This window comes from Acinetobacter pittii ATCC 19004 = CIP 70.29, from assembly GCF_000369045.1.
Taxonomy (GTDB): Bacteria; Pseudomonadota; Gammaproteobacteria; order Pseudomonadales; family Moraxellaceae; genus Acinetobacter; species Acinetobacter pittii.
The window spans coordinates 76,117-103,055 of the sequence record NZ_KB849786.1 but is presented as its reverse complement, the minus strand read 5'-3'; the positions used below and the strand labels follow the sequence as shown (position 1 = coordinate 103,055).

General features: G+C 39.7%; 24 protein-coding genes. 13 read left to right on the top strand and 11 right to left on the bottom strand.

The genetic code is table 11. The features are described 5' to 3' along the window. Positions 1-271: 271 nt before the first annotated feature. From F928_RS04830 to F928_RS04820, 3 genes are all read left to right on the top strand, one after another. A complete protein-coding gene (locus F928_RS04830) occupies positions 272-787 on the top strand; it encodes a GspH/FimT family pseudopilin (protein WP_002116357.1) in 516 nt (171 codons plus the stop codon). A gap of 108 nt (positions 788-895) precedes the next feature. Further along, a complete protein-coding gene (locus F928_RS04825; protein ID WP_005064291.1) occupies positions 896-2,071 on the top strand; it encodes a thiolase family protein in 1,176 nt (391 codons plus the stop codon). Positions 2,072-2,200: 129 nt separating this feature from the next. Then, positions 2,201-2,644, top strand: coding sequence for a VOC family protein (locus tag F928_RS04820; RefSeq protein ID WP_005072758.1), 444 nt, complete (start codon positions 2,201-2,203; stop codon positions 2,642-2,644). Positions 2,645-2,695: 51 nt separating this feature from the next. On the opposite strand, the gene F928_RS04815 is transcribed toward F928_RS04820, so the two are convergent. The 6 genes from F928_RS04815 to amacR form a co-directional block, all read right to left on the bottom strand. Beyond that, a complete protein-coding gene (locus tag F928_RS04815) occupies positions 2,696-3,049 on the bottom strand; it encodes a DMT family transporter (protein WP_005072757.1) in 354 nt (117 codons plus the stop codon). Positions 3,050-3,130: 81 nt separating this feature from the next. Beyond that, a complete protein-coding gene (locus tag F928_RS04810; RefSeq protein WP_005072755.1) occupies positions 3,131-3,616 on the bottom strand; it encodes a DUF934 domain-containing protein in 486 nt (161 codons plus the stop codon). After that, a complete protein-coding gene (gene cysI / locus F928_RS04805; protein WP_005072752.1) occupies positions 3,609-5,252 on the bottom strand; it encodes a nitrite/sulfite reductase in 1,644 nt (547 codons plus the stop codon). The genes F928_RS04810 and cysI overlap by 8 nt, the downstream gene beginning before the upstream one ends. 166 nt (positions 5,253-5,418) lie before the next feature. Next, positions 5,419-7,824 (bottom strand): glucose/quinate/shikimate family membrane-bound PQQ-dependent dehydrogenase, encoded by a 2,406-nt coding sequence (gene gcd / locus F928_RS04800; RefSeq protein WP_005072751.1) that lies wholly within the window; start codon positions 7,822-7,824, stop codon positions 5,419-5,421. A 174-nt stretch (positions 7,825-7,998) separates the two neighbouring features. Then, positions 7,999-9,231 (bottom strand): carbohydrate porin, encoded by a 1,233-nt coding sequence (gene oprB, locus F928_RS04795; protein WP_078210305.1) that lies wholly within the window; start codon positions 9,229-9,231, stop codon positions 7,999-8,001. 155 nt (positions 9,232-9,386) lie between these two features. Beyond that, on the bottom strand, positions 9,387-10,505 hold the full coding sequence (gene amacR, locus F928_RS04790; RefSeq protein WP_005072750.1) for a CaiB/BaiF CoA transferase family protein: 1,119 nt from the start codon (positions 10,503-10,505) through the stop codon (positions 9,387-9,389). Between the two features lie 210 nt (positions 10,506-10,715). Between amacR and F928_RS04785 the strand changes: the two genes are divergently transcribed. From F928_RS04785 to yjjU, 5 genes are all read left to right on the top strand, one after another. Continuing rightward, positions 10,716-11,726 carry an AraC family transcriptional regulator gene (locus F928_RS04785; RefSeq protein ID WP_002116561.1) on the top strand — a complete coding sequence of 337 codons (1,011 nt, stop codon included), beginning with the start codon at positions 10,716-10,718 and terminating at the stop codon, positions 11,724-11,726. Between the two features lie 169 nt (positions 11,727-11,895). Beyond that, positions 11,896-13,101, top strand: coding sequence for an acetyl-CoA C-acetyltransferase (locus F928_RS04780; RefSeq protein WP_005072749.1), 1,206 nt, complete (start codon positions 11,896-11,898; stop codon positions 13,099-13,101). 18 nt (positions 13,102-13,119) lie between these two features. Next, positions 13,120-15,255, top strand: a complete 2,136-nt coding sequence (locus F928_RS04775; protein WP_005072748.1) for a 3-hydroxyacyl-CoA dehydrogenase NAD-binding domain-containing protein — start codon at positions 13,120-13,122, stop codon at positions 15,253-15,255. Between the two features lie 165 nt (positions 15,256-15,420). Continuing rightward, positions 15,421-15,678, top strand: a complete 258-nt coding sequence (locus F928_RS04770; protein WP_005072746.1) for a hypothetical protein — start codon at positions 15,421-15,423, stop codon at positions 15,676-15,678. A 15-nt stretch (positions 15,679-15,693) separates the two neighbouring features. Continuing rightward, complete coding sequence (gene yjjU, locus F928_RS04765; RefSeq protein ID WP_025469659.1) at positions 15,694-16,554, top strand: patatin-like phospholipase family protein; 861 nt, start codon at positions 15,694-15,696, stop codon at positions 16,552-16,554. A gap of 29 nt (positions 16,555-16,583) precedes the next feature. Here yjjU and F928_RS04760 read toward each other — a convergent pair whose 3' ends face one another. Continuing rightward, on the bottom strand, positions 16,584-17,003 hold the full coding sequence (locus F928_RS04760) for a GNAT family N-acetyltransferase (RefSeq protein ID WP_005072739.1): 420 nt from the start codon (positions 17,001-17,003) through the stop codon (positions 16,584-16,586). A 12-nt stretch (positions 17,004-17,015) separates the two neighbouring features. Beyond that, positions 17,016-18,227, bottom strand: a complete 1,212-nt coding sequence (gstcD, locus tag F928_RS04755; RefSeq protein WP_005072737.1) for a class I SAM-dependent methyltransferase — start codon at positions 18,225-18,227, stop codon at positions 17,016-17,018. Between the two features lie 128 nt (positions 18,228-18,355). Between gstcD and trhA the strand changes: the two genes are divergently transcribed. Together trhA and yhjE are read left to right on the top strand one after the other, a co-directional pair. Next, complete coding sequence (gene trhA, locus F928_RS04750; RefSeq protein WP_017482175.1) at positions 18,356-18,997, top strand: PAQR family membrane homeostasis protein TrhA; 642 nt, start codon at positions 18,356-18,358, stop codon at positions 18,995-18,997. Between the two features lie 132 nt (positions 18,998-19,129). Next, positions 19,130-20,440: an MFS transporter gene (gene yhjE / locus F928_RS04745; protein WP_005072730.1), complete on the top strand. Its 1,311-nt coding sequence runs from the start codon at positions 19,130-19,132 to the stop codon at positions 20,438-20,440. Between the two features lie 65 nt (positions 20,441-20,505). Here yhjE and F928_RS04740 read toward each other — a convergent pair whose 3' ends face one another. Together F928_RS04740 and secA are read right to left on the bottom strand one after the other, a co-directional pair. After that, complete coding sequence (locus tag F928_RS04740) at positions 20,506-20,949, bottom strand: hypothetical protein (protein WP_002116535.1); 444 nt, start codon at positions 20,947-20,949, stop codon at positions 20,506-20,508. A 131-nt stretch (positions 20,950-21,080) separates the two neighbouring features. After that, the gene (gene secA, locus F928_RS04735; protein WP_002116195.1) at positions 21,081-23,801 is read right to left on the bottom strand and encodes a preprotein translocase subunit SecA; all 2,721 of its coding nucleotides are present in this window, start codon (positions 23,799-23,801) and stop codon (positions 21,081-21,083) included. A gap of 406 nt (positions 23,802-24,207) precedes the next feature. Here secA and F928_RS04730 point away from each other — a divergent pair, with 406 nt between their 5' ends. The 3 genes from F928_RS04730 to F928_RS04720 all read left to right on the top strand — a co-directional run bounded on the left by F928_RS04730 (position 24,208) and on the right by F928_RS04720 (position 26,509). Next, complete coding sequence (locus F928_RS04730) at positions 24,208-24,849, top strand: peroxiredoxin (RefSeq protein ID WP_002116558.1); 642 nt, start codon at positions 24,208-24,210, stop codon at positions 24,847-24,849. A gap of 272 nt (positions 24,850-25,121) precedes the next feature. Next, positions 25,122-25,934 carry an MBL fold metallo-hydrolase gene (locus F928_RS04725; protein WP_176563845.1) on the top strand — a complete coding sequence of 271 codons (813 nt, stop codon included), beginning with the start codon at positions 25,122-25,124 and terminating at the stop codon, positions 25,932-25,934. Then, on the top strand, positions 25,931-26,509 hold the full coding sequence (locus tag F928_RS04720; RefSeq protein WP_005072726.1) for a dual specificity protein phosphatase family protein: 579 nt from the start codon (positions 25,931-25,933) through the stop codon (positions 26,507-26,509). The genes F928_RS04725 and F928_RS04720 overlap by 4 nt, the downstream gene beginning before the upstream one ends. A gap of 29 nt (positions 26,510-26,538) precedes the next feature. Here F928_RS04720 and F928_RS04715 read toward each other — a convergent pair. Beyond that, positions 26,539-26,939: SPOR domain-containing protein (locus F928_RS04715; protein ID WP_005072722.1), on the bottom strand; the 401-nt coding region annotated here is incomplete at its 5' end.

The following is a 26,939-nucleotide window of genomic DNA, read 5'->3' as shown; positions in this document are numbered from 1 at the left end:
ACAAACACTTGATAGACTTTCCAAGTGCTTGATAATTTTAATCAAGTAAATTATTGACAAAATTACTTACAATTTCCGTTGTAATTCGGTAATTTTTCACTCAACTAGCAAATATGAACAACTTCTTTCTTTCGCTTACGGTGATTTTACCAGTATTCTAGCATCCTGATAACCTTTATTTAATTTTGTGTTTCCTCACTATAAAAATCATTATAAATCATTGATAGAAAGCATAAAATCAAAATACCTCTTTATATATTAAGGAATTTTAATGTTTAAATCTCCCGGTTTCACGTTGTTGGAACTCGCTATAACGCTCGCAATTCTTATGATTATGGCCACTATAGCGCTTCCTTTATATCATCAATTTATGGCTTCTGTAGAATTAAAAAATTCGCCTCGACTACTCACAATTCATATACAAAAAGCCAAATACGACGCAATTCTACGACATAAGAGTGTCGTACTTTGCCCAAGTGTTGATTTGTCTACATGTAATAATAACTGGGATACAAGTCTTATAAGCTTTGTAGACACGAATCAGAATCTACAAAGAGAAAATAATGAAGAAGTATTAACCAATGTTGAATTTGCTCATCGCTACGGTTCTTTAAAATTTCAAAAGTTTGGAAAAAAACTAAATAGTATTGTATTTCAGGGCGACACAGGACTCCCACGCGAATCTAACGGCACTTTTACTTACTGTTCTTATAACCAGCTTAAAAACTTTAAATTAATTCTCAGCAAAATGGGACACACCCGTTTAGAAGACCTTAAAAATTGTTAGAACTCTACAGTCTAATGCAGAAGATATCTCTCTTTGATTTTTGCAATATACTGCCTAGGTTTTAAACATTTCTTATTTTGAGATTAAGAACAATCGGAGATTACAACAATGACTGACATCGTAATTGTAAATGGTGCTCGTACTGCCATGGGTGGTTTTCAAGGATCACTATCAGGACTTACAGCGCCTGAATTAGGTGCTGTAACGATTAAAGAAGCAATCGCACGAGCAGGTTTACAGCCTACTGATGTCGAAGAAGTCATTATGGGTTGTGTACTGCCTGCTGGCCTAAAGCAAGGTCCAGCACGTCAAGCGATGCGTAAAGCTGGCTTACCAGACTCTACAGGTGCAGTAACGATTAACAAGCTTTGTGGTTCTGGCATGAAAGCTGTTATGCAAGCCGCTGATATGATTAAAGCAGGTAGTGCTGAAGTTGTTGTTGCTGGCGGTATGGAGTCTATGACAAATGCACCTTATGTTTTACCAAAAGCACGAGCTGGCTATCGCATGGGCCATGGCGAAATTAAAGATCATATGTTCTTTGATGGGCTTGAAGATGCTGAAACTGGGCGTTTAATGGGTTCATTTGCTCAAGATATGGCCAATACTCGTGGCTATACACGTGAACAAATGGATGACTTTGCGATTCGCTCTTTAAAACGTGCTCAAACAGCAATTACTGAAGGTTATTTCAAAGACGAAATCGTTCCAGTTACTGTACCTAGTCGTAAAGGTGATGACGTTGTTGATCAGGATGAACAACCTTTAAATGCCAAGATTGACAAGATTCCTTCACTCAAACCAGCTTTTGCAAAAGACGGTACGATTACCGCCGCAAATGCAAGTTCTATTTCGGATGGTGCATCTGCATTAGTATTAACTTCAAGTGAAGTTGCAGCACAGCGCGGTTTGCAACCGCTTGCAAAAATTATCGCAACAGCGTCAAACTCTCAGCATCCTTCAGAATTTACGATCGCTCCAGTTGGTGCTATCGAAAAAGTGCTTAAAAAAGCGGGATGGAATGCGCAAGATGTTGACCTGTGGGAAATTAACGAAGCGTTTGCTATGGTTACCATGTGCCCAATTGATGATTTCAAACTTGATGCAGAGAAAGTAAATATCAATGGTGGTGCTTGTGCACTAGGTCACCCTGTAGGTTCTACGGGCTCTCGTATTATTCTTACACTTATTCATGCACTGAAACGTACTGGCGGTAAAAAAGGTATTGCTGCACTCTGTATTGGTGGTGGTGAGGCAACAGCAGTTGCAATTGAACTCATTTAATCCAAATTCATTATTTTAAAATCCCACTTCGGTGGGATTTTTTATGAAAAAACTACAAAAAATGACCCACAAAATCACTTTTAAGTTTTAACTTATTCCTTTAAACGAAAACAACAATGGACAATAACAATGCAACTCAATCACTATCTCAATTTCCAAGGTCAAGCAGAACAAGCCTTTAACTTTTATAAATCAGTATTTGGTGGTGAATTCGGTATGTTAAGCCGTTATGGTGATATGCCAGCGCCTGAAGGTGTGACGTTATCGGAAGCCGACAAAAATCTGGTTCTACATGTTTCTTTACCGATTAATGAGTACACTGTGCTTATGGCCTCAGATACAAATGATCAGTTTTGTGCCCCTAACAGCGTTTTTACCCAAGGAAATAATCACTATATCTCGATCAATCTTGAAAAAGATGAGCAAGAAAAAGCAAAACAACTTTTTGATGCTTTATCTGTTAATGGTCAAATTGAAATGCCTTTAGAAAAAACGTTCTGGGGCGCATTGTACGGCGCTTTTACCGATCAGTTCGGTATAAAGTGGATGGTTAACTGCCAGCTTGATACCTAATATTTTCAATATTTAGCCCTTATAGAGATACTTACTATTTCTATAAGGGCTTTAAACATCGATATTGGAATATTGTGCAATAATCATTAAACCTACAGTAATAAAACCAATTCCCACCCACCCTGCCACATCAATATTCTGACCAAGAAAAATCTTTGCCAAAAAAGCTGTTGCTAATACACCTATCCCAGACCAAAGCACATATAAGATTCCAGCTTGCATATATTTCAAAGCAATAGCAGCGCATGCAAAAGAAATAATATACAAAACCAGAGCAATACCCTGAGCTGTTTTATTGACTAAGCCATTCCCCTTAGCAGAATAAAATGTTGAGAGTACATCTGTCGCAATAGCAAAAAGTAGCCACAAAGCACCAGGATTTATTTTTGAAATTAAACCTAACATTGTTGTTCTTCAGTTGAGTCATTTAAAAATTATTCATAAAAAAAGCTGAACCTGAGTTCAGCCTTTATATTTAAAAACTATTTAAGCACCAGTTTGATAACTTGCTTGCGGTACGGCTGTTGAAGCTTGGTATGGGTTGGTAAAGTCTTGCAAACCAGCTGCCGCTTCTTGCACATCTTTACCTTCTTTAATCACAAAACTATCAAAACCTGAACGTTTTAAGTAGTTTAAGACATCCTTAAACACATCACCAGTTGCACGCAATTCGCCTTGGAAACCTTGACGGCGCAATAGTGCAGCAAATGAATAACCACGACCATCACCAAAACCTGCAAACTCAATGAAGATTGCATCAAGTTCACTTAATGGAAATGTGTACTCTTCAGGTGAATCATTTACGGTCACATACAAAGCTTTTTTGCCTTGAACGTTAGCTAATTGATCGAGTTGAGCTGTTGTGACCACAACATCACCTTGGGGAATAACACCATCTTCAGCAATGATTTGATAAGTATTATCTGCAATCGTGCCATCTTTATAAAGCACTGGTAGAGCTGTATTAAGCATATGCACGCTCCTTAAATGGTTGAATTCCTACACGGCGATATGTATCAACAAAACGCTCACCTTCAGTACGCAAATCAAGATAAGTATTCAATACTTCTTCAATAACATCAGGCACAGCATCTGCTGCAAAAGATGGCCCTAAGATGTCACCGATTGATGCATCATGGTCTGAATTACCACCTAATGTAATTTGATAGAACTCAGCGCCTTTCTTATCCACACCTAAAATACCGATGTTACCTACGTGGTGGTGACCACAAGCATTCATACAACCAGAAATATTTAGATCTAAATGACCAAGATCATAAACTTTGTCTAAGTCATCAAAACGACGTGTAATTGCTTCAGCAATTGGAATTGATTTCGCATTTGCAAGTGAACAGAAATCACCGCCCGGGCAACTAATGATATCGGTAATAAAGCCGATATGTGCACGCGCCATATTTTGTTGTTCAAGCGCTTGCCATACATCGAACAAATCTTTTTGAGGTACATCCGCCAAAGCAATGTTTTGTTCGTGAGTCGTGCGAAGTTCACCAAACGTATATTTATCAGCAAGATCTGCAATAAAATTCATTTCTTCGGTGGTCATATCACCCGGTGCAATACCTGCGCGTTTTAGAGAAATCGTAACAATACGATAGCCCTTCACTTTATGCGCATGCGTGTTGATATTGAACCACTGTTTGAATTTTGGATGCTCAGCAAACAATGCTGTGAAGTCTTCATCACCCAAATCTTGGTAAGCAAATGGAGTGAATTCTTCATCCAGTTTTTTCAAGATTTCTGGCTGAATCTTCAATGCTTCACGTGTATGTTCAAATTCAGCTTCAACTTTTTGTGCAAACACTTCAGGCGTTAATGCTTTAACTAGAATTTTGATACGCGCTTTATATTTGTTATCACGACGACCATGCAAGTTATAAACACGTAAAACCGCTTCTAAGTAAGCAATTAAATCTTCACGTGGTAAAAACTCACGAATCACACTACCGATGATTGGGGTACGGCCTAAACCCCCCCCAGCCATAATTTTATAGCCGATCTCGCCTGCTTCATTACGCACGATATAAACACCAATATCGTGGAATGCAGTTGCCGCACGATCTTTTTCTTCAAGTGCAGAAACAGCAATTTTGAACTTACGTGGCAAGAATGCAAATTCTGGGTGGAATGTACTCCACTGACGAATCAACTCACATGTTGGACGTGGGTCTGCAATTTCACCAGCAACCACACCTGCATATTGGTCAGTTGTCGTGTTACGAATACAGTTACCACTGGTTTGAATGGCATGCATTTGTACAGTTGCAAGTTCAGCCAAAATGTCTGGCACATCTTCAAGTGCAGGCCAGTTTAACTGAATGTTTTGACGTGTAGATACATGTGCATAACCACGGTCATAAGCAGTTGAAACTTCAGCAACTTTACGTAATTGTTTAGAATTCATTAAGCCATACGGCACAGCAATACGCAGCATAGGCGCATAACGTTGCACATATAAACCATTTTGCAAACGTAATGGACGATATTCATCTTCAGAAAGTTTGCCAGCTAAATAGCGTTCTGTTTGATCACGGAACTGAGCAACTCGTTCATTAACCAGCTGCTGGTCGAAATCGGTATATAAATACATGGCGTATGGCTAGTAGATTCATTATTAAGGCGGATAGCATAGCGAGCTTTTATTCATCAATAAAATGCTTTTTTTGCATATTTAATAACGGTTTTATTGATAAGCTTTAATATAAATCGACATAAAAAAAGCCCGGATAAATCCAGGCCCTTTCTATAAAAGCTTTTTATTTGTTATCTGGTAAGGCATAAGCCACTAAATAGTCGCCCATTTTCGTACCAAATGAACCATGACCGCCAGCCATGATCACAACATATTGCTTACCATTGATTTCATAAGTCATTGGTGTCGCTTGTCCACCTGCTGGTAAACGCGCTTCCCAAAGTTTCTTACCGTTAGTAACGTTAAACGCACGTAAGTAGTTATCTTGAGTTGCACCAACAAACATGACATTACCGGCAGTAGAAATTGAACCACCTAAACCAGGCACACCAATTTTCACAGCAGGTAACTGGAACAAGTTCGGCAAGCTATCACGGATTGTACCAATACGTTTTTTCCATACCACTTCATGAGTTTTCAAATCAACGCCAGCTACATAGCCCCAAGCCGGTTGCTTACAAGGTAAACCAAGCGGAGATAAGAATGCGCTAATTTCAACACCATAAGGTACGCCGTACATCGGTTGTACGCCCTGCTCAGTTCCTGCACCTTTTGCAGTTTGTGCACGGTTTGGATCAGCAGGAATTAAACGACTTACGAATGGCAGACCAATCGGGTTCATTACAGCAACCTGACGATCAGGGTTAACTGACATACCGCCCCATTCAAACACACCTAAGTTACCAGGGAAAACTAAAGTACCGTTTTCAGATGGTGGAGTATAAATACCATCGTAATTTAGACGTTTGAAAGATACACGACACATGAGCTGATCAAGCATAGTGGCACCCCACATGTCTTTATCAGTCAATTTATCTTGTGGCGCCAAGTTCAAGTCAGAGAATGGCTGAGTTTTTGAATAGAACTCACCTTTAGTTTGTGGTCCACGTTTAACTGTTTGTGGAACTGGTTTCTCAGTTACAGGAACAATTGGTTTACCATTACGGCGATCAAGCACAAAGGCATTACCTGTTTTCGTCAATACATAGATTGCAGGAACAGTTTGGCCGGCTTTGTTTTTGATATCAGCTAAAGATGGTTGTGATGGTACGTCCATATCCCATAAATCGTGATGGGTTGTCTGGAAGTTCCACACTAATTTACCAGTAGAAGCATTAATCGCTAACATTGAGTTTGCATAACGCTCTTTCAACTCGGTACGGTCGCCACCCCAGATATCTGGAGTACCTACACCTGTTGGTACATAAACAATATCAAGTTTGGCATCGTATGCTAAAGGTGCCCACGCATTTGGTGAGTTATGAACAAAAGTAGTACCTTCGCCCGGCATTGCATTTGGATCTGCTGCGCCAGTATCAAATACCCAAAGAAGTTTACCAGTGTTAACGTCGTATCCACGAATCACACCAGATGGCTCTTTATTTGAGTAGTTATCTGTTACAGAACCAGCAATAACAACAGTTGAACCAGTCACAATACCAGGAGATGTTGGGTTATAACCGCCTGGATAAGCATATGGCATGAACTCTTGTAAGTTCACTTGACCATTTTGACCAAAGTCAGTACATGCTTTACCAGTGTCAGCATTTACAGCCACTAAACGGCCATCGTTGACTGGTACAAATACCTTACGTGGACATTGTGTAGAGCTAGATTTCTTGCTTTGAAGACTCGTTGCAAACTCAGTTGTATTGTTTGCATCGTAGTACATCACACCACGACAAGTTAAATGCTGGAACGATTTATCCGTTTTAAGTTTCGGATCAAAACGCCATTTTTCTTTACCTGTAGCAGGATCAATCGCAATTAACTGCTGGTGAGCTGTACAGATAAACATGTTGTTACCGATTTTAATCGGTGTAACCTGATTGGTCGTTTCGCCAGAGTCGTTATCTGTCTTAAGATCGCCAGTACGTAAAGTCCAGGCAACTTTCAAGTCTTTTACGTTTTGATCATTGATCTGTTTCAATGGAGAATAACGCACGCCTGCTTGAGTACGACCATAAGCTGGCCAATCGCTTTCAGCAACACCAGGCACGGCTTGAGCTGTTTCTGGTTGAGGTGTTTTGATTTCACCATTAATTTCTTGCGGATCATTGAAAATAGAATAAACCATCAACACGATTGCAATTGCTAAAGTTGAAGATAAGGCAACTTTACTTGATCCAAGGTTGTTGATTCCACGAGTTACAGCCGGAACCAATAACCATAAACCAAGAATACCTAAAATATCTAAACGGGGTGCAAGCGCCCAAAAGTCTGTTCCAACTTCCCAGACACTCCAGATAATGGTACCTAGCATTAATGCAGCATAAATCCACAAAGCAGTAGAAGCACGCTTGTAGAGTTGCCATGCAACAATGAGGAGTAATACTCCAGCTATAATGTAGTAAATTGAACCGCCTAGTGTAGCGAGCCAAATACCTCCAATTAACAGGAATAACGCCAGTAACCCAATAATAATTACGGTAAAAGTCGTTAAACCTGATCTTGAAGTAGGTTGATTCATAAACCACCTCTTATCAATCATCATTTTTATAGGAAAGATGTGCCAAGAACCTTATAGAAAAATGGCATCACCAATACATCTAAAACAAATTCAGGCATCAAGAAAAAACGGAAGGTCAGGATAATTCAATCAATGATTTAGCCCTCGACAATCCGTTTTTCGGAGTAATTACGCTTAGAATGCAGTTGAGAATTTAATACCGCCAACCCAAGTGTTATCACCATTTTTTAATGCACCAACATGACGAACATATTGCACATTTGGACGAATAGTTAACCAGTTAGTGGCATGAATACCGTAGTAAAGCTCGGTATTGTATTCAGTGTCATATTCTTTAGTTTGAACATCGTTCCAATCATCATTGATATGGATACGAGCCACACCGAGTGCCAACTCATCTTGAGGACGTTGATTGAGCAAACCTTTATAGACCAAGCCTACATTTTGCATATTATCAATTTTGTTGGTATCAGAGTCGTGGAAAGTCAGGTTCACAAAACCTGTCAAACCGCGATCTGTTTGATCAGCAGGCTGGAATAATTTTTGTTTTGCAGTTACCCACACCCCTTGTTTATGAGATGTTTGAGCCTTATTCGTAATTTCTTCGGCGTCAGCAGTGCTGTAGTAATAACCTAAACGGTATTCACCAGCCATACTTTGAGCGCCTAATTTAGGTGACCAAACTACTTCGGCAGGAATAATTGCACCGTGAGAACCATCAGTACTTAAGTTAAAACCTTTACCTCGGTCCAGATTTTCCGGGTTGTATTCATATACACCAACTTGCGTATATAAATCAGGTTGCAAGTTATATTTAACACGCATTGCCCATTGGCTTACTGGCCAGTTATACCACTGATCGCCCACCCAGTTACCGACTTGCGAACCACAAAGCGCTAAATTCTGGAAATCACAGTCAAAACTATTAAAGTCTTCACCTTCACCAAAACGACCGACTTTCACATCTAACTTCTGATCAAGGAATTTCTTCTTGATCCACAAATCTGTTAAACGCCAAGTTTGCTCACGCCCCCACACTTCTTGCACCGAGCTTAAGTGCCCTGCTAAAGCTGGTGAATGTTCAGAAAGCGACTGCCCATCACGATATGTTAATGTGATTTGAGCTTCCGTATCTTGCCAACCTAAAATTTTATTTAGGTCAAAATGAGTTCCTAGTGCAAGTTGCCCCGTATAAGCACTACCATGCGTAGACGTATTTTTTGAATCTAAAATACCGGCATATTCGCCGGTATATCCAAAAGAAAAATCATAACCTTGTGCTTGTAACGCTGTGCGTTGACCGTTCCAATCACCCAACATCCAAGGACTATTTGGGTCGAATGCAGCAGCAGCTTGTGCATGCTGTATAAAAAGAGTAATTGATAAAACGGATAAACAGGAAGCCATCAAGGATTTATGTGTTTTCATGTTTACATACCTTTTATGTCTTTGTTTATAAAGGGTACGCTAATTTTATGTAAAGAAATTATTCAAAATGTTAATCGATTGATTAATCTAATAATAATCTTAATACACATTGTATAAAAAATGGCCCCAGCTCTTTACCACTGCCCTTCACCAAGTTTTTGACCTATAAAGGAATATCTCATTTTTGATCTTGAAAACTTAATTGGACAAGCCAATTGTGGTTCTGTATCCGCTGTATTATTTTGCAAAGGTACATCCACAATCCATCCACGTTCTTGTGCTAAAGGCGAGTTTAAGGACTCTGTTAGGCTTAAAACAGGTTCTACACACACATCAAGATTTGCAAAAATTTCATGCCATTCTTTAAATGATTTCGTTTTAATTTTCTCTTGAATGGCTTGTTTAACTTCTTGTCGGTCTTCGACATCTAAGGAAGCACCTTTTTGTAATAATAAAGGCAAATCAAGTGCCACTGATAAACCAGACATAAATTGTGGCTCAAGACTACCTATTGAAAGATAACGACCATCTTGAGTCATATAATAGTCATAAAAAATACCGCCATTGAGCATGCCATGCTCTGGAGCCTGTTCAACTTGTGCCGCAAGTGTTGCTGATGCGGCCATACTATTGAGGCTAGCAACACAATCGGTCATGGAAATATCAATATATTGTCCCATCCCACTACGTCCGCGTTCAACGACCGCAGCCAAGATCGCAATGACCGCATGAAGTGAACCACCTGCAATGTCTGCAACTTGAATACCGAGTGGTGGTGGACCACTGTCTTGTCGGCCGCTATATCCAGCAATACCTGCTAAAGCTAAATAGTTAATGTCATGCCCAGCTCTGTCTTTATAGCTCCCTGTTTGTCCATAACCTGTAATTGAACAATAAATGAGACGTGGGTTAATTTCGGCAAGTGTCGCGTAGTCTAAACCGAGACGGCGCATAACATCAGGTCGGAACTGCTCTATGACAATATCAAACTCAGAAATTTTGGCTTTAATCAGATCAATACTCGCCTCATCCTTTAAATCGAGAACAATCGACTGTTTATTTCGGTTTAAATAACTATGTGCTGTTGCTTGACCATTTGCATATGGCGGCATGATTCGGATTAAATCAGGACGTGATGGAGATTCGATATGGATGACTTCTGCTCCCATATCGGCCAAATACATGGTGGCAAAAGGGCCAGGTAAGAGCGTCGAGAAATCGAGAACTTTAAGTCCATTTAATGCTGTCGTCATCGTATTTTTAACCACTATTATTCGAATTTTCTTTTATATTAGTTAAGCAAATATACTAAAACAATGTCATGTTCAGCCATTTACCTTGATCATTTCGGCAATTTAACATGTAAAAAGTGCTTTTACTCTGTTGTAAATCGCCAATTTATTTTTTTAGACGGTCATTTAGGTCAATTTAAAGTGAACATCAAAGAGACTGAAGGATTCAATATGAGTCGCGATACGATTAGCATCCACTTCGTGAATGCGGCTTTGACAGGCGTAAAACGCCTTGGCATGGATGTTGAAATGCTCCTTTCACATGTGGGTATTGAAGCGGAATTATTACGTCAACCTAAAGCTCGAATCTCACCAGAACAATACACTCGTTTTATAAAAATGTTGTGGATGGTCACACAGGATGAACACGTTGGATTTGACGTACAACCGCGTCGTCTGGGCACTTTTGCCATTATGTGTCAGTTGATTATTCACGCAAAAACATTGGGCCAAGCCCTTGAACTGTCATCTCAATTCTACAAATTATTTGGCGATGAATGGTCTGTAACTCTAGAGCGTGACAAACATGAAGCACGTCTAGTTCCCCTCATTCCAAAAACTTTAGATCCAGACCATTTCATTACTGAAAGCATGCTCATGATTTGGCACGGTCTAGCATCATGGTTGATTGAACGTCGTTTGCCATTAGAACGTGTTCATTTTAGCTATCCACGTCCTGCACATGCCGATGAATATGATGCATTATTTTTTGCACCAGTTATGCAGTTTGATGCACCACGTACTGAAATTACCTTTGCAGCTGATTATCTTGATTTGCCAATCCGCCAAGATGAGAAAACGCTAGAAGAATTCTTAAAAGCAGCTCCTGCTCAGCTTTTAGTAAAATTCAAAAACACCAACTCGCTAACTTCTCGTATTCGTGAAGTGCTCAAAAGCCAAATTGGTGAAGAAATGCCAACGCTTAATGACGTGGCATCAATGTTGTATTTATCTCCGCAAACCTTACGCCGCCGCTTGGCTGCCGAAGGTAAAAGCTACCAAGGCGTAAAAGATGCCCTACGCCGAGATGCTGCGATTCACTTGTTACTCAACCCTGAGTTAACACTTGAAGATGTTGCCCAACAAGTTGGCTTTAGTGAAACCAGTACTTTCCACCGTGCATTTAAAAAGTGGACGGGTGTAACCCCTGGCCTATATCGCCAGCTACATGGTTATCACTAATTCTTAAATCTATTTAGCTTCACATTTAGCCCAAGTTCAACTTGGGCTTTTTTGTATTTCTATTGGCAAAAATCATCACCTGACTGGTGCGCTTATCGTCATTGCGTTGCCTTTTAAAACCAGTACACTCAAAACACAACAAAGTTTAAGTAATAAAAAAGGAACTGTTATGAGCGAGGCTTATATTATTGATGCCATTCGCACCCCACGCGGAAAAGGAAAAAAAGATGGCTCTCTTTACGAAGTAAAACCAATTACATTACTGACGACCTTATTAAATGAATTACAGCAGCGCCATCAACTCGATACCTCTAAAGTTGACGATATTGTTTTGGGCTGCGTAACACCAATTGGCGATCAAGGTGGTGATATTGCCAAAACAGCAGCGATTGCAGCAGGTTGGAATGATGATGTTGCTGGGGTACAAATCAATCGCTTTTGTGCATCAGGCTTAGAAGCAGTCAATATGGCAGCAATGAAAGTCCGCTCTGGTTGGGAAGATTTAGTGGTTGCTGGTGGCGTTGAATCAATGTCACGCATTCCAATGGGCTCGGATGGTGGCCCGTGGGCATTAGATCCAGAAACAAATCTTAAGTCATCATTTGTTCCACAAGGTATTGGGGCCGACCTCATTGCAACCTTAGATGGCTATAGCCGTGAAGATGTTGATAATTTTGCTGTAAAGTCACAGCAAAAAGCGGCGGCGGCTCAATCAAATGGTTATTTCGACCAATCAGTTGTGCCAGTAAAAGATCATGCAGGTGTGGTGATTTTAGAAAAAGATGAATTTATTAAAGGTAATACCACACTCGAAGGTCTAACGAAGCTGAATCCAAGTTTTGAAATGATGGGCCAAATGGGCTTTGATGCAGTTGCTTTACAAAAATATCCGGAAGCACAAAAAATCAATCATGTTCATCACGCAGGTAACTCATCAGGTATTGTCGATGGAGCAGCTGTAGTTTTATTAGCTTCTGAAAAAGCTGTCAAAGAACAAAATTTAAAACCACGCGCTAAAGTTTTGGCAACTGCATTAGTCGGTACTGATCCAACCATCATGCTGACTGGCCCTGCTCCTGCTGCACGTAAAGCTTTAGAAAAAGCTGGTCTTACGATTGACGATATTGACCTGTTTGAAGTCAATGAAGCATTCGCGGCAGTTGTTATGCGTTTTATTAATGAGCTCAACGTCCCTGCTGAAAAAGTCAACGCAAATGGCGGTGCGATTGCTTTAGGTCATCCATTAGGAGCAACAGGTGCCATGATTTTAGGCACTTTACTTGATGAGCTTGAACGACAAGATAAAAAGCGCGGTTTAGCGACGCTCTGTGTTGGCGGTGGGATGGGTATTGCCACCATTATTGAACGCGTATAAAAATTAGGGATATAAAAGATGAGTGCAATTCAATACGAAAAAAATGCCGACAATATTGTCATTTTAACGCTTGATTCAACTGGTCAATCTGCGAACACCATGAATGCCGAGTTTCGTGACTCGCTCGATGAAGCGACTCAGAAACTTAAAGCAGAAACAGAACTTTCAGGGGTTATTTTCCGCTCGGCTAAAAAAACTTTCTTTGCAGGCGGCGATTTAGATGAACTGATTCAAGTTCAGCCTGAACATGCAACTGACTTTTTCAACATGGTTGAAAGGCTAAAAGGTCATTTACGTACAATTGAAACACTAGGGATTCCAGTGGTTGCAGCATTAAATGGCACTGCACTAGGCGGCGGTTGGGAAATCGCATTAAGTTGCCATCACCGTATTGCAATTAATGACCCAAAAAGCAAATTTGGCCTACCAGAAGTCACTTTAGGTTTGTTACCAGGCGGCGGTGGTATTGTACGTATGGTACGTTTGCTTGGGCTTCAAAATGCATTTCCTTTCTTAATGGAAGGCAAACAGTTCGGTGTTGATAAAGCAAAATCTTTAGGTTTAATTCATGACACTGCCGAAAATGATCAAGAGCTTTTAGATAAAGCAATTGCTTGGATCAAGGCCAATCCAAAATCTCAGCAGCCTTTTGATGTGAAGGGTTATAAAATTCCAGGCGGTGATCCAAAAACTCCAGCAGTTGCACAAGTTCTTGCAATTGCGCCAGCCATGTTAAGAGACAAAACCAAAGGTTGTTACCCTGCCCCTGAAGCGATTATGGCTGCCGCAGTTGAAGGTGCTCAAGTTGATGTCGATACTGCACTACGTATTGAGTCTCGCTACTTTACTCAGCTTACCACAGGCCAAATTTCTAAAAATATGATCGGCACTTTCTGGCATGGTCTAAATGCAATTAAGTCTGGTGCGAGCCGCCCTGCCAACGTTGCAAAATGGCAAGCGACTAAAGTGGGTGTTTTGGGTGCAGGCATGATGGGTGCGGGCATTGCCTATTCAACAGCCATTAAAGGCATTCCAGTTGTACTTAAAGATGTATCTGTTGAAAATGCAGAGAAAGGCAAAGCGTATTCTCAAAAGCTCTTAGATAAACGTGTTTCACAAGGCCGCATGACCGCAGAAAAACGTGATCAGGTTTTATCGCTCATTACGACTACAGCTTCTGCTGAAGACTTACAAGGTTGTGATTTAATTATTGAAGCCGTATTTGAAAATCAAGAACTTAAAGCTAAAGTTACCCAAGAAGCCGAGCAATACTTAGCGCCTAACGGTGTGATGGCATCAAACACCTCAACCCTGCCAATTACAGGTTTAGCGCAAGCAAGTAAGGATGATAAAGCTTTTATCGGTCTGCATTTCTTTAGCCCTGTCGACAAAATGCAGTTGGTTGAGATTATTAAAGGTAAAAACACCTCCGCAGAGACACTTGCCAAAGCTTACGACTTTGTACAACAAATTGGAAAAACACCGATTGTTGTCAATGATAGCCGTGGTTTCTTTACCAGTCGTGTGTTTGGTACATTCATTCAAGAAGGTATGCGCTTGCTTGCCGAAGGTGTCCACCCAGCGCGTATTGAAATGGCAGCACTGAAAGCTGGTATGCCAGTTGGCCCCCTCGCTATTCAAGATGAAGTATCTTTAACATTAACCGAACATGTTGCTAGTGAAGCACGCAAAGCTCTACAAGCCGAAGGAAAAGATTTACCTAAAACTTCTGTAGATGAAGTGGTTCACACCATGATTCATGAGTTAAACCGTAAAGGTAAAGCTGCTGGAGCTGGTTTTTATGAATATCCAGAAAATGGCAAAAAGCATCTATGGGAAGGCTTAAACCGCTGGAAAAAAGATCATGATATTTCTGAACAAGATATGATTGATCGCATTCTGTTTGTACAGGCCTTAGATACTTTACGTTGTTATGAAGAAGGCGTATTGGAGTCTGTAATTGATGCCAATGTCGGTTCTATTTTTGGCATTGGGTATGCACCTTGGACTGGGGGAGCGATCCAATTCCTAAATCAGTATGGTACTGATAAAGCCCAAAAACGCGCAGAAGAATTAGCTGCCAAATATGGTGAACGTTTTACACCGCCAGCTTTACTAAAAACCAAAGCTGAGCAGAAACAAAATATTCAGTAATTTAGTCTTATTGAATATTTAAAAAACTGCATAAACCTTACCCATATAAATATATTTTATTTATATGGGTTTTTCTTTATGACCTTTAAGATTTCAGCCCCCTGCCTAAATATGCTATAAATAGACTTCATTTTTGTGCTTCTACAGCACATTCGAGAAATTCTTATGTCCGATAAAAATTCTTCCGAGTCAGCAGTTCTAGGCTGGAAATTTGTTCTGATCGTTGGTGTTTTAAGTGCGATTTTCCTTGGCTTTTTCTATTTAGCAATGAGTAATGAACCTGACTATATGCCAGGTGCACAGCGCAAAGCACAACAAGAACAAATGCAGCAAAAGGCTGAACACTCTACAGAGCAACATGCTCAACATAGTGACAACATGCCTGAAATGGATATGCAAGAACATAAGCAATCAACTCAGTAATCAGATATTTTTCAAATGACAGATTTTTCCCGCAACGCACTGGTTGTAGAGGGTGGAGGCATGCGTGGTGCCTTTACCAGTGGTGTACTTGACTCATTTTTACAACAACAGTTCAACCCATTCGATTTATATGTTGGCGTATCATCTGGTTCAACCAATGTCGCCAACTATCTGGCAGGCCAACAAGGCCGCACTCTAACATTTTATATTGATCATTCACTGCGTCCTGAATTTATCGATTACAAGCGCTTTTTTAAGGGCGGCGATTTACTTGATTTAAAATGGATGTGGGAAATTGGTGAGCAAGAGCATCCTCTTGATCAACAGAGTCTTTTTGCCAAAAATCCTGATTTTTATATGGTGTTGACGCATGCCAAAACAGGCCATGCAGAATACCTTCGTGCGGGTAAAGATAATTTGCTAAATGCGCTTCGTGCTTCTAGCTCAATTCCAGTTTTAACGCGTCATCCCGTCGATATTATGGGTGAACCATATTTTGATGGTGGTGTTGCAGATGCCTTACCCGTTCGCTGGACAGCTCAGCAAAGCGGCGTCAAAAAAATGTTAGTTTTACGCACTCGCCCGAAAAATTACTTTAAGGCAAGTAGTCGAGGTGATCAATTCCTCGCGAAATATGCATTTAAACATCATTATGGTTTCGCTAGTAGCTTACGTAGTCGTTGTGCTCGCTATAACGCTTCGGTCGATTTTGTTCGTGGTGAAAATCCAGAACAGCAAATTTTAGAAGTTTGCCCACCGCCTCTTAAGAATATGGCTGGCCGTTTAACAACAAATCTGAAAAAGCTTCGCTACAGTTATGAAGTCGGTTTAGAAACAGGTCTACAGGCAATTGAAAGCTGGCATGCAATGAAATAAATCTAAATTGAGACTTTTAAAAAGAAGTCTCAATTTAACTTCAAAACCATATCAATATGTGGAATGCCACAGTCTTCGTAAACTTCACCTTGCACGTGAAAACCTAAAGCTTTATAAAAGGCTGTTACATAGGTTTGTGCTGAAAGCTTTAAGTAAGGCAATTTATGATGACGCGCATATTCAATAATATGCTGCATTAAAATTTTACCAATACCCTGCTTTCGATAAGGCATTAAAACAGCAACACGCCCTACGCTATGCTGTGGCAACAAACGTGCTGTAGCAATAGGCTGCTCTTTGTCATAGACAATAAAATGTAGAACTGTGGCATCCAAGTCGTCCCATTCATCTTCAGGTGCAATTCCCTGTTCTTGGATAAAGACTTGTTCACGGATGTATTTCGCATCTTGCTCAAGCTGTTCCCAACCACCCTCTACAATTTTATACATCCATTCACCGTCCTAGCACTTACAGCCGATATTTTCGATCGGCAACTGATCTTGTAATAGCAATTCCAACGTTTGTTTTTTAACACCATACATTTCTTTCAATGCTTGGATTTGAGCCATAATCTTGGCGTCAGGTTGTGAAACATTTTTGCGTTTTGTTGCCAAAATCATTTTATTTTTGCTGGTATGTTCAAGCGATACAAACTCAAAAACTTTGGTTTCATAACCATACGCTTTTAAAAGTAACGCACGTAAAGTGTCAGTCAGCATCTCGGCTTGTTGTCCAGCATGAATACCAAACTGTAGCATTGGTTGTAAAACTTCTGGGCTATGTAATTGAGGGCGTAATTCTTTGTGACAGCATGGCGCGCACATAATCATCGAGGCGTTTAAACGAATTCCAGTATGAATAGCAAAGTCAGTCGCAATATCACACGCGTGTAAGGCAATCATTACATCCAGCTTTTCCGGTTGATAACTACGAACGTCACCTTCAAAAAAATCTAAATGATTGAAATGAACTTTGTCTGCAACGTTCTGGCAAAATTCCACCAAATTACGACGCAGCTCTACACCCGTAATCAATGGTGTTTTCTGCTGTTGTTGCAGATAATCATACAATGCAAAAGTTAAATAACCTTTCCCCGAGCCAAAATCGACAATGCGTAACTCTTGTTGAGATGCGTCAATCTGTTCATAAGCACTGGCAAAGATTTCAATAAATTTATTAATCTGTTTCCACTTACGAGCCATGCTTGGAATGACCTGAGCTTTTTCATCAGTAATACCCAGCTCTTTTAAAAATGCATTGCCCTGCTGTACATAGCGCTGCTTTTCACGGTCATGCGCCTGAACCGTTTGTGTCGCATTTACTGCCTGCTTTTTACCCATATTTAATATGGCTTTTTTCTTATTTTTTTTAAGTTGAATTTCTTGAGTAGTCGAAAATAAGTTTGCTTGCTTACACTGAGTGATTAATTGCTCAATCTGTTGCAAACCTTCTTGAAATGAATAGTTTTTAGTCACATCTTGGGTCGTATGATGGTATAGAGCTGAAAGCTGTTTTTGTCCATGTAGCTCTACAACGCGGAAAGTGATTTTTTCCAGTTGCGCCAACTCTCCCTTATATTGGCTCAAGATCAAACGCTCAAAAGCTTGTTGGTCAAGCATTTGCTTGATTTCATAAAAGAATTGCTGTTCTTGCTCAAAGGAGAAAACCGACACGGATATACCTAAAAAATGAAGACTCATATAAGATAGAAGTTTAAAGGGTCTAGGATTAAAAATAAAATAACTTTACGACTGTTTTGTATTTCTATACATTTGTATTTTTAATCAAAAAAATTAAAGTTATGAGTAAATCTGTGTTGGAAACTTACGATCCAAAAGAAGAACTATTTAATGCCTATAGTCATGGTGCTGGTGTTGTTATGGCAGTTGTAGCTTCTATCTTTTTAATTATAAAGGGATCTTATCTTCCAACTGCTCAGTGGGTGGGCTTATGGGTATACTCATTTAGTCTCATTCTAGTTTTTACCAGTTCTACACTTTATCATTTTGCTCAAACACAAAACCTACGCTACTGGTATAAAAAACTCGACCACACTGCTATTTATTATTTAATTGCTGGAACATATACCCCGTTCTTAAGCATTGCTATACCTACACAAAAAGCTCATATTTTACTTATTGCTCTCTGGAGCATTGCTGCAATTGGTACACTTTTCAAGTTAGTTTTTATTCATCGTTTTCAGAAAATTTCGCTACTTGCTTATGTTCTTATGGGGTGGCTTGCTGTATTTGTTATGGATGATATGCGCACCTATCTGAGTAAAGACGCGTTGATTTTGTTAATTATTGGCGGATTAGCTTATACGGTTGGAGCATTGTTTTACGCGTTAAAAAAGGTAAGATATACCCATGCGATCTGGCATATTTTTGTGCTTTTAGGTGCAGGGGCACATTTTCTTGCAATCTATTGGTACGTAGTTTAGTCCATTTTTCACTCATATTCAGTGATCCTGAAAGAGTCATGGATGATTTTCTTTCACGCTATTCTTTGAGAAAAATACGTCTTTAAAAAGAGTAGTCATTAAAAATAAATTTTAACGGATATAAGGACTTATATGGAGTCAACTTCTGCGACTGCTGCTCCTGTAGTAGCCACTAATTCAAAAACACGAGTTTTGTTTGCAAGCTTAGTCGGTACAACCATTGAGTTCTTCGACTTTTATATCTATGCAACAGCTGCCGTGATTATCTTTCCTCACCTATTTTTTCCTGCTAGTAGTGGCAGTGCCGCAGTCTTACAATCTCTGGCAACCTTTGCAATTGCCTTTATTGCTCGTCCTATCGGTGCCGCATTATTTGGCCATCTAGGAGACCGTATCGGTCGTAAAGCAACTCTAGTTGCAGCTTTACTGACCATGGGTATTTCAACCGTATGTATTGGTTTACTTCCAACTTATGCTCAAATCGGAATTATCGCACCATTACTATTAGCTGTTTGTCGTTTAGGACAAGGCTTAGGTTTAGGCGGTGAATGGAGCGGCGCAGTATTATTAGCGACTGAAAATGCCCCAGAAGGTAAAAGAGCATGGTACGGGATGTTTCCACAGCTAGGTGCTCCAATTGGCTTTATTCTGGCAACAGGTTCATTCTTATTATTGAGTGCAGTTATTCCTGAGCAAGCATTCATGCAATGGGGTTGGCGTATTCCATTCATTGCCAGTGCTGTATTGGTTATTGTTGGCTTATATATCCGTTTAAAACTTCATGAAACTCCAGCTTTCCAGAAAGTCTTAGATAAGCAAAAAGAAGTTAATATTCCATTTAAAGAAGTTTTAACCAAACATACTGGTAAACTTATTCTTGGTACAGTTGCAGCAATCTGTACCTTTGTTGTGTTCTATCTTACTACCGTATTTGCCTTAAACTGGGGAACCACAAAGCTTGGGTATGCGCGTGGTGAATTCTTAGAACTTCAACTCTTTGCCACACTTTGCTTCGCCGCATTCATTCCTTTATCGGCTATTTTTGCAGAAAAATTTGGTCGAAAAACAACTTCTATTGGCGTTTGTATTGCTGCTGCGATTTTCGGCTTGTTCTTCTCTAGTATGTTAGAGTCTGGAAATACTTTAATCGTTTTCCTTTTCTTATGTACTGGCTTGGCAATTATGGGCTTAACATATGGTCCAATTGGTACAGTTCTTTCTGAACTTTTCCCAACTTCAGTTCGATATACAGGTTCAGCATTAACTTTTAACTTGGCTGGTATTTTTGGTGCATCCTTTGCCCCACTGATTGCGACTAAGCTTGCTGAAACTTATGGTTTATATGCAGTTGGTTATTATCTGACTGCTGCATCACTTTTATCATTAGTTGCGTTCTTACTCATTCGTGAAACAAAAAATGATGATGTAAATAATCAGATTTAAAGTTTTAAAGACACCCCCATAAAAAAGCCAGTTCAATTTGAACTGGCTTTTTATACGTATATGAATTAGTTCATTGATGCAGGATTTGCTGGAGCAACACTATTTGTTGCAGCTGGCGCTGTTACATTGCTTGCTGCAACTGCTGCTGGTCCTGCTACAGCTGCTTCACCGATTAAAGCAACTTTTGCTTTTTCTTGGCTTTTTGCAGAGAGAGCTGGGTTGCTTGCCACAATTCGATTAATGTTTGCTGAGTTTGCCGGAGCAATCGCTGTAGTTTGTAAGATAATTGGGCGATTACCTGTGTTACCCAACGTATAGCGAATACCTGTACGTGGACTAATCACTGTAGTATTTTCTTGCTTCACTACAGCTTGAGCCGAAGTTGGGCCTTTTGCTGCAAGTACTTTGTCAACCGTTGTCGTTTGAGGGGCTGAAGCTGCTTCTGCTGCAAAAACAAAACTTGGTACAGCAAGAACAGTTAAAAATAAAGGTTGTAATACTTTTTTCATTGTCTTTCCAACATACACTCTGGATGAGAAGTAAATAGCATTTAATGCTTAAAACTGCAAACATTATTCACAGGCTTACTACAAACATAAAAAAAGCAGAACAATTGTTCTGCTTTTTTTGAGAAGGCAGATTAGATCTTACCGTGACATTGCTTATATTTTAGTCCTGAACCACATGGGCATGGGGCATTACGGCTTTCTGGAACAGGGAAAGCTTGCTGATCGGCAGACTCGTTCATGGTTTCTTGAGAAAGTGTAACTTCACCAGTTAAACCATCTACATCATCATGTTCAAAAGAAAGCTTCATTGATTCAGCTTGCTGCTGTTGTTGAGCTTCCATTTCTGCAAGTTCTTCTGGTGTTGGGATATGTACACGAGACAAATCAGTCACAACATCAGTTTTAATAATACCCAACATGTTTACGAACAGGTTGAAAGCTTCTTTCTTATATTCTTGCTCAGGGTTCTTTTGCGCATAGCCACGTAAGTGAATACCTTGACGCAAATAATCCATTGCAGCCAAGTGATCTTTCCAATGGCGATCAAGAGAGTTTAAAACGAAATGGCGCTCAAGCATTGCTGCAGATTCATCACCCATTTGAGCACGGCGCTGACGATAACGCTCAATCACTTCATCACTAATACGCTCAACCAAACCTTCTTCATCTAAACGACGATCTTGGTCTAACCATTCTTGAATCGGCAGCTCAATACCTAAATCAATACGTAAAGCATTTTCTAAACCTTCCACATCCCACTGATCATGAATTGACTCTGGTGGAATAAAGTTAGCAATCATGCCTTGCATCACTTCACGATGCATTTCTTCAACGTATTCTTTTAAGGTATTTTCAGCTAATACTTCATCACGTTGAGAATAAATAATCTTACGCTGTTCATTATTTACATCATCGTATTTCAATAAGTTCTTACGAATATCGAAGTTACGCGCTTCAACTTTACGCTGAGCATTCTCAATCGAACGACTCACCATTTTATGTTCAATCGCCTCGTCTTCTTTCAAACCCATCGCACGCATCATACCAACGACACGGTCACCTGCGAAAATACGCATAAGGTCATCTTCAAGAGACAAATAGAAACGAGAAACACCAGGGTCACCTTGACGACCGGCACGACCACGTAACTGGTTGTCAATACGACGTGATTCATGGCGTTCAGAACCAATGATATGCAAACCACCTGCTTGCAATACATCTTCGTGGTCTTGTTCCCATTGTGCTTTTAGACGTGCTTCATCTTCTGCTGTTGGGTTTTCAAGTTTGGCAAGCTTAGCTTTCCAGTTACCACCCAAGATAATGTCCGTACCACGGCCAGCCATGTTAGTTGCAATTGTTACTGCATTCGGGCTACCTGCCTGAGCAATAATGTCAGCTTCACGCTCATGTTGTTTTGCGTTCAAAACTTCATGATGAATACCAGCTTGCATTAACTTAGAAGATAAAATTTCGCTGGCTTCAATGGTTGCTGTACCAATCAAAATTGGAGCAACACCCTGCCCACGAATATTCATAATTTCTTGAATAATCGCGTTATATTTGCCGTTACGGTTTAAATAAATTAAATCGTTTTGGTCGTTACGAATCATTGGACGGTGAGTTGGAATAATCACAACATCAAGACCGTAAATTTCTTTCATTTCCGCAGCTTCAGTATCAGCAGTACCAGTCATACCTGAAAGCTTTTTATAAAGACGGAAGTAGTTCTGGAATGTTGTTGTCGCTAAAGTTTGGTTTTCAGGCTGAATTTCCAAGCCTTCTTTTGCTTCAACAGCTTGATGCAAACCTTCTGACCAACGACGACCCGGCATCGTACGACCTGTATGTTCATCGACAATAACCACTTCACCATCATGAATAATATAGTGAACATCACGTTGGAATAGGAAATGCGCACGAATAGCAGCAGATACATGGTGAACAAGGTTTAGGTTTGTTGCTGAATATAAGCTTTCGCCTTCAGCCAACAAGCCCATTTGAATAAGTTCTTGTTCAACAGTTTCATAACCAATTTCAGTCATTTCAACTGAACGCTGCTTTTCATCAATCCAGAAATGGCCGCCATCTGCTACTTTTTCTTCTTTTTGCGGATGTAATTTAGGTGGAATTGTATTGATTGCACTGTAGAGGTGTGAAGAGTCTTCACTTTGACCAGAAATAATTAATGGTGTACGTGCCTCGTCAATTAAGATGGAGTCAACTTCATCGATAATGGCATAGTGCAAACCACGTTGTTTCTTTTCTGCTAAAGAAAACACCATGTTGTCACGTAAGTAGTCAAAACCGAATTCGTTATTGGTACCGTAAGTAATATCTGCAAGATAAGCTTCCGCTTTTTCCGACGGGCCTTGCATTGAATAAATCGTACCAATTGATAGACCCAAAAATTCAAATAATGGGCGGTTCAACTCGGCATCACGCTGTGCCAAATAATCGTTCACAGTAATGACATGTACACCTTGGCCACTCAAAGCGTTTAAATAACACGCCAGAGTACCCATAAGGGTTTTACCTTCACCAGTACGCATCTCGGCAATCTTACCTTCATGTAAGGTAATACCCCCGATTAACTGAACGTCATAGTGACGCATACCCATCACACGCTTAGCAGCTTCACGACAAACCGCAAACGCTTCTGGAAGTAATTTATCTAAACTTTCGCCATTATTATAACGTTGTTTGAATTCTGGAGTTTTTGCAGATAAGTCTGCATCGCTTAAAGCTGATATCGTCGGCTCGAGCGCATTGATTTGCTCAACAATTTTGCGCATGCGTTTGAGTTCACGCTCATTTTTTGTACCGAAGATACCTCCGATCAGACTTGCCAACATGGATAAACTCTCTAAATCTTGCTTGGTCAAATGAATAAACTTTTTCTCAGTCGTTTATTATGGTGTCAGAAATTTGAAGTACAAGGGGTTTGCACAAAACCCCTAAAAAAAATCTGATAGTTAGACGAATGGTTTTTCATTCATCTAATCTCCCCTTAATGTGCCGAGCACCAAAAACACACCATTAACGCTCATCGATTAAGCATAACTTCCGAGAAATCTAATTTAGCAAATTTACCTTAAAGTTACATTGATTAAGCACTTAAAATAATGAGTTTTAGTCATATATATTTACACTTATATAAAAAGTTCATAATAAAATACAAAAACAATAATTTTAATCATAAAGTAAATGCTGCATATTCATTCAATCGAATAACAAATTATGAGCAATTGAGGAAAGATCATGACACTACGATTAGGAGATACTGCTCCCGATTTTCAACAAGAATCGAGTGAAGGCACAATTAATTTTTATGATTTTTTAGGGGATAGTTGGGGAATTTTATTTTCACATCCAGCCGACTATACTCCCGTATGTACCACTGAATTAGGTTATACAGCAAAATTAAAAGATGAATTTACGAAGCGTAATGTTAAAGCGATTGCTTTGTCAGTAGATGATGTAGAGTCTCACAAAGGCTGGATCAACGACATCAATGAAACACAAAATACAACTGTAAACTTTCCAATCATTGCAGATAAAGATCGTAAAGTATCTGAGCTCTATGGCTTCATTCACCCTAATGCCAGTGAAACTCTAACAGTGCGCTCATTAGTGATTATTGATCCTAACAAAAAAGTTCGCTTAATCATTACCTACCCTGCTTCGACGGGCCGAAATTTTAACGAAGTCTTACGTGTTGTGGATTCATTACAATTAACAGATAAACATAAAGTCGCTACACCTGCAAACTGGCAGCAAGGTGAAGATGTCGTTATTGTGCCATCACTTAAAGATGAAGAAGAAATTAAACAACGTTTCCCTAAAGGTTATACAGCTGTTAAACCTTATTTACGCCTCACGCCACAGCCTGAGCAAGATTAAAGCCTTTAAAAAGGCTTTAATCGAAGTGCAAGACAAGCGAAGTGCGTAGGCAAGTATTCGAAAAGTTGGATACAAGACAAACGCAGTGCGTAGGCAAATATCTGAAAAATTCCCTACAAGACAAGCAAAGCGCGTAGGCACACTTAGATTAAATATCACACCCGAAAAAGTCATCCGTAGTGATGGCTTTTTTATTTATGTATTGAATACTCATGGTTTTTATTGCTCAGATCAGTTATAACTCGAAACGATTCGGTAAAAAAATAAAAATCATGATCTATAAAATTCATCATTTAAAGTGTGGCAGCATGTGCCCAGTTTGTGCACCCTTATTTGGACAAAAAGGCTTCCGAGCTGAAGTAATCTGTCATTGTCTTTTAGTTGAAACTGATCGAGGCTTAGTGCTTATCGATACTGGCTTTGGCTTGCAAGATTACTTACATATGAAGCAGCGCCTAGGCTCATTAGTTAAACGCTTAGGCAATATTGAGCATAATCTTGAATTTAGTGCGATCCAACAAATCCAAAAGCTCGGGTTTAGTCCCAAAGATGTACAGCATATTTTTGTCACTCATCTTGATTTCGACCATGCTGGTGGTATCTCAGATTTTCCTCATGCCACAGTTCATGTTTTAGCAGCAGAATACAACGCTGCCCAACTTCCAAATTTTAAAGGCAAACTTCGCTATAGAACCAATCAATATAAAGATCATCGGTATTGGAACTTCGTTGAATATCAAAAAGGTGAAGCATGGTTCAACCTCGAAAAAGTTAAAGGTTTTCCGCTGTTTCAAGATGAAATTTTAATGATACCGCTGTTAGGACATACAGCTGGACATTGCGGGATTGCCATAAAGCAACAAAATCAATGGGTATTATTTTGTGGAGATGCCTACTACTCACACCTAGAGTTAAACCCTAAAAATAAATTAAGATCACTTGATCTGGTGGAAAAAACATTTGCAGAAGACAATCAAAAGCGTCTTTTTAATCTCAAGCGTTTACAGCATTTAGCTCAACATGAACCCACGATTGAAATAATTTGTGCTCACGACCCTGATGAGCTTAAACGGTATCAAACATGAAGAAATTATCGCTCCTTACACTTGTCATCTGTATAAGTTTACAAGGATGTATGCAGCACGAAAGTATCGCCCATGAGCATCGACCACAAGATTGGGGAAGCTTAGTTTCTCAGACTCATAACTTTTATCAAATTAGTAATGATGTTTATCGCAGTGAACAACCTGATACAGCAATGATTTCTGAATTAAAGAATCATCAAATTAGAACGATCATTAATTTAAGAGCCAAAGACGCAGATAGTTTAGTTTTTAAAAATGAAAATTTTAATCTTGTACATATTCCTATCAACACTTGGGCAATTGACCGACAAGATCTCTTAGAAGTCATGCAACAAATCAAAATTGCCAAGCAGAATGATCAGCGCGTTTTATTGCACTGCTACCATGGTTCAGATCGTACAGGGGCCAGCGTTGCCATGTATCGCATTATTTTTGAAAATTGGGCAATTGATGATGCGGTTAAGGAAATGAAACAAGGGGGTTACGGTTATCATATTATTTGGAAGAACATTGACCGATTATTTACACCTGAAAATGTAAAATGGATTCAACAGCAACTGTCGAATCCATCTTAGTGACATCTTGAGTGGAATTTTTAATTTGGTTAACGTTGGTCTAACGGTACCCAGTCAATCACCCACGCTGATTTCATGTTTAAACTTGAATCAGAAGTAATTTTCTTACGAGCAGCATCTGCTGTATCACGGTCTTTTGCAGGTCCAACCATAATACGAATACCCTTACTGGTTGGGCTTGTAGTGACCTTATAGCCTTTAGCTCGTAATTTAGAAACAACTGCATCTGCATTTGCTTGGTTAGCAGCCAAAGCGACTTGAACCATCCACTTTTTATCGCCATTTTCAAGCAGTTCACGTGCTTTTTCAGCCTCAGCTTTTTTCTCAGCTTCAGCTTTTCGTTTAGCATCAGAGGCTTTTTTATCAGCTTCTGCTTGTCGTTTGGCTTCAGCAGCTTTCTTGTCTGCTTCTGCTTGGCGTTTTGCTTCAG

Bases quoted from the DNA above. Each gene is read 5' to 3' on its own strand.
- F928_RS04830 (WP_002116357.1), top strand. From the start codon at position 272: ATGTTTAAATCTCCCGGTTTCACGTTGTTGGAACTCGCTATAACGCTC.
- F928_RS04825 (WP_005064291.1), top strand. From the start codon at position 896: ATGACTGACATCGTAATTGTAAATGGTGCTCGTACTGCCATGGGTGGT.
- F928_RS04820 (WP_005072758.1), top strand. From the start codon at position 2,201: ATGCAACTCAATCACTATCTCAATTTCCAAGGTCAAGCAGAACAAGCC.
- F928_RS04815 (WP_005072757.1), bottom strand. From the start codon at position 3,049: ATGTTAGGTTTAATTTCAAAAATAAATCCTGGTGCTTTGTGGCTACTT.
- F928_RS04810 (WP_005072755.1), bottom strand. From the start codon at position 3,616: ATGCTTAATACAGCTCTACCAGTGCTTTATAAAGATGGCACGATTGCA.
- cysI (WP_005072752.1), bottom strand. From the start codon at position 5,252: ATGTATTTATATACCGATTTCGACCAGCAGCTGGTTAATGAACGAGTT.
- gcd (WP_005072751.1), bottom strand. From the start codon at position 7,824: ATGAATCAACCTACTTCAAGATCAGGTTTAACGACTTTTACCGTAATT.
- oprB (WP_078210305.1), bottom strand. From the start codon at position 9,231: ATGGCTTCCTGTTTATCCGTTTTATCAATTACTCTTTTTATACAGCAT.
- amacR (WP_005072750.1), bottom strand. From the start codon at position 10,505: ATGACGACAGCATTAAATGGACTTAAAGTTCTCGATTTCTCGACGCTC.
- F928_RS04785 (WP_002116561.1), top strand. From the start codon at position 10,716: ATGAGTCGCGATACGATTAGCATCCACTTCGTGAATGCGGCTTTGACA.
- F928_RS04780 (WP_005072749.1), top strand. From the start codon at position 11,896: ATGAGCGAGGCTTATATTATTGATGCCATTCGCACCCCACGCGGAAAA.
- F928_RS04775 (WP_005072748.1), top strand. From the start codon at position 13,120: ATGAGTGCAATTCAATACGAAAAAAATGCCGACAATATTGTCATTTTA.
- F928_RS04770 (WP_005072746.1), top strand. From the start codon at position 15,421: ATGTCCGATAAAAATTCTTCCGAGTCAGCAGTTCTAGGCTGGAAATTT.
- yjjU (WP_025469659.1), top strand. From the start codon at position 15,694: ATGACAGATTTTTCCCGCAACGCACTGGTTGTAGAGGGTGGAGGCATG.
- F928_RS04760 (WP_005072739.1), bottom strand. From the start codon at position 17,003: ATGTATAAAATTGTAGAGGGTGGTTGGGAACAGCTTGAGCAAGATGCG.
- trhA (WP_017482175.1), top strand. From the start codon at position 18,356: ATGAGTAAATCTGTGTTGGAAACTTACGATCCAAAAGAAGAACTATTT.
- yhjE (WP_005072730.1), top strand. From the start codon at position 19,130: ATGGAGTCAACTTCTGCGACTGCTGCTCCTGTAGTAGCCACTAATTCA.
- F928_RS04740 (WP_002116535.1), bottom strand. From the start codon at position 20,949: ATGAAAAAAGTATTACAACCTTTATTTTTAACTGTTCTTGCTGTACCA.
- secA (WP_002116195.1), bottom strand. From the start codon at position 23,801: ATGTTGGCAAGTCTGATCGGAGGTATCTTCGGTACAAAAAATGAGCGT.
- F928_RS04730 (WP_002116558.1), top strand. From the start codon at position 24,208: ATGACACTACGATTAGGAGATACTGCTCCCGATTTTCAACAAGAATCG.
- F928_RS04725 (WP_176563845.1), top strand. From the start codon at position 25,122: ATGATCTATAAAATTCATCATTTAAAGTGTGGCAGCATGTGCCCAGTT.
- F928_RS04720 (WP_005072726.1), top strand. From the start codon at position 25,931: ATGAAGAAATTATCGCTCCTTACACTTGTCATCTGTATAAGTTTACAA.